The organism is Rhodococcus sp. 05-2254-6, assembly GCF_002258565.1.
Classification (GTDB): Bacteria; Actinomycetota; Actinomycetes; order Mycobacteriales; family Mycobacteriaceae; genus Rhodococcoides.
Genome location: NZ_NOZF01000073.1, coordinates 1 through 2,518 on the forward strand (window position 1 = coordinate 1; position 2,518 = coordinate 2,518).

The window sequence follows — 2,518 nt, forward strand, 5'->3', positions numbered from 1 at the left end:
CGTCGGGACCGGGTGTGCGCGTCGATTCCGGTGTCGAGTCCGGCTCGGTGATCGGTGGCCAGTTCGATTCGATGCTCGCCAAGCTCATCGTCACCGGCGCGACCCGCGAGGAAGCCCTCTCCCGGTCGCGTCGAGCGCTCGCCGAATTCGACGTCCACGGACTTGCGACGGTGATTCCGTTCCATGCCGCGGTGGTCTCCGATCCGGCGTTCATCGGCGACGGCGACTCCTTCTCGGTGCACACCCGCTGGATCGAAACCGAATGGGACAACCAGGTTCCCCCGTTCACCTCCGGACAACCCATCGACGACGACGACGTCCTGCCGCGGCAGTCCGTCGTCGTCGAGGTCGGTGGCCGCCGCGTCGAGGTGTCGTTGCCCGGGGAACTGTCCCTCAGCGGCGGTAGCGGCGGCGGGCCTGCGGGCGCGGTACGGCGCAAGCCCAAAGCTCGTACCCGTGGCGGTGCCGGAGCCGGTGCCGCATCCGGAGATGCGGTCACCGCACCGATGCAGGGCACCGTGGTCAAAGTCGCCGTCGACGAAGGCCAAACCGTCGACGCCGGTGACGATGAGCTTGGCGAGCATCGAATCGAACTGGCCACCGATCACCGAGCCGGACTCGACACCGGAATCGACGCGCACACCCGGTCCCGACGGCGCACGGAAGGTGGTGACCGGTCCGGGGGCGGGCAGGAAGCCGCGTCCGGCGTCCTCGCCGTTGATCCGGAACTCGAACGAATGCCCCCGCGGCTCGGGATCGTCGGTGATGGACAGTTCTTCACCGTTGGCGATCTTGAACTGCTGCAACACCAGGTCGATGCCGGAGGTTTCCTCGGTGACGGGATGCTCGACCTGCAGACGAGTGTTCACTTCCAAGAAGCTCACGAGGCCGTCTTGTCCGACGAGGTATTCGACCGTCCCGGCACCGTAGTAGCCGGCTTCGAGGCAGATCGCCTTGGCGGAGGAGTGGATTTCTTTGCGTTGGGCGTCGGTGAGGAACGGGGCGGGTGCTTCCTCGACGAGTTTCTGGAAGCGGCGTTGCAGGGAGCAGTCGCGGGTGCCGGCGACGATGACGTTGCCGTGTTGGTCGGCGATGACCTGAGCTTCGACGTGGCGGGGCTTGTCGAGGTACCGCTCGACGAAGCATTCCCCGCGCCCGAACGCGGCGACGGCTTCGCGGGTGGCCGAATCGAACAGTTCGGGGATTTCCTCGCGGGTGCGGGCGACTTTCATGCCGCGGCCACCGCCACCGAACGCGGCTTTGATCGCGATCGGCAGGCCGTGTTCGTCGACGAACGCGAGGATCTCGTCGGCGTCCTTGACCGGTTCGGAGGTGCCGGGGACCGAGGGGGCTTTGGCGCGGGCGGCGATGTGGCGGGCGGTGACCTTGTCGCCGAGGTCGCGGATCGACTGCGGGGACGGTCCGATCCAGATCAGACCGGCATCGATGACGGCTTGGGCGAAGTCGGCGTTCTCGGAGAGGAATCCGTAGCCGGGGTGGATGGCGTCGGCCCCGGACTTGGCGGCGGCATCGATGATCTTGTCGATCACCAGATACGACTCCGCGGAGCTCTGCCCGCCGAGCGCGAACGCTTCGTCGGCCAGACGGACGAACGGTGCGTCGGCGTCGGGTTCGGCGTACACAGCGACACTGGCCAACCCGGCATCGGCCGCAGCCCGGATCACCCGCACCGCGATCTCACCACGATTGGCGACAAGAACCTTCGAGATTTTCTTATGGGAAGTCGAGGTAGTCATGTACTGAAATTCCTTCACTGGCCATATCGGGCATTGACGAAAAGAGCTGGGGCACTTGAAAGTCCGTAGCGATGCATGTCTTCCGGGCGACCCCACAGATCGATCGGGGCCGGCAATTCCTCGGCCACCGACGGCTGCGCGGCAGTCAAAACCGCAACGACAGCAGCGATCTCGACGTCCGTCGGACTTCCGCGAAACGACCAACTGACCGACGCCGCATCATGATTCGCTTCGCTCACTGCGTCATGATTCGCTTCGTCGTTCGCTGCGTCATGATTCGCTTCGTCGCTCGCTGCGTCATGATTCGCTTCGTCGCTCATAGTGGGATGTTTCCGTGTTTCTTGGGTGGGAGGGTGACTTGTTTGCGTTCGAGTAGTCGTAGTGCGGTGACGATCTGGCCGCGGGTGTGACTGGGGGGTATGACGGCGTCGAGGTAGCCGCGTTCGGCGGCGATGTAGGGGTTGACGAGGGTGTCTTCGTATTCCTGCTGCAACTTCAGGCGCAGGGCGTCGACGTCTTCCCCGTTCTTCGCTGCTTCGAGTAGTTGTTTGCGGTAGACGAATCCGACGGCGCCGGAGGCTCCCATGACGGCGATCTGCGCGGTCGGCCAGGCGAGGTTGACGTCGGCTCCCATGTGCTTGGATCCCATCACGTCGTAGGCACCGCCGTACGCTTTGCGGGTGATGACGGTGATCTTGCCGACGGTCGCTTCGCCGTAGGCGTAGAGCAGTTTCGCGCCGCGTCGGATGATGCCGTTGTAT

General features: G+C 64.9%; 2 protein-coding genes and 2 pseudogenes. 1 reads left to right on the top strand and 3 read right to left on the bottom strand.

The window, feature by feature from the left end:
* Positions 1–47: 47 nt before the first annotated feature.
* Positions 48–197: pseudogene (locus CH256_RS28530) on the top strand (hypothetical protein); the annotation flags it as partial.
* 354 nt (positions 198–551) lie between these two features.
* On the opposite strand, the pseudogene CH256_RS08855 reads toward CH256_RS28530, so the two are convergent.
* The 3 genes and pseudogenes from CH256_RS08855 to CH256_RS08865 form a co-directional block, all read right to left on the bottom strand.
* A pseudogene (locus CH256_RS08855) lies at positions 552–1,757 on the bottom strand (acetyl-CoA carboxylase biotin carboxylase subunit); the annotation flags it as partial.
* A gap of 14 nt (positions 1,758–1,771) precedes the next feature.
* Entirely contained in the window at positions 1,772–2,077 is a 306-nt protein-coding gene (locus CH256_RS08860) for an acyl-CoA carboxylase epsilon subunit (RefSeq protein WP_094669372.1), read from the bottom strand.
* On the bottom strand, positions 2,074–2,518 hold a 445-nt coding region (locus CH256_RS08865; protein ID WP_306438707.1), incomplete at its 5' end, for a carboxyl transferase domain-containing protein. The genes CH256_RS08860 and CH256_RS08865, both read right to left, overlap by 4 nt.

What these genes read in the sequence shown, in the direction of transcription:
- CH256_RS08860 (WP_094669372.1), bottom strand. Translation starts at nt 2,077, where the DNA reads ATGAGCGACGAAGCGAATCATGACGCAGCGAGCGACGAAGCGAATCAT.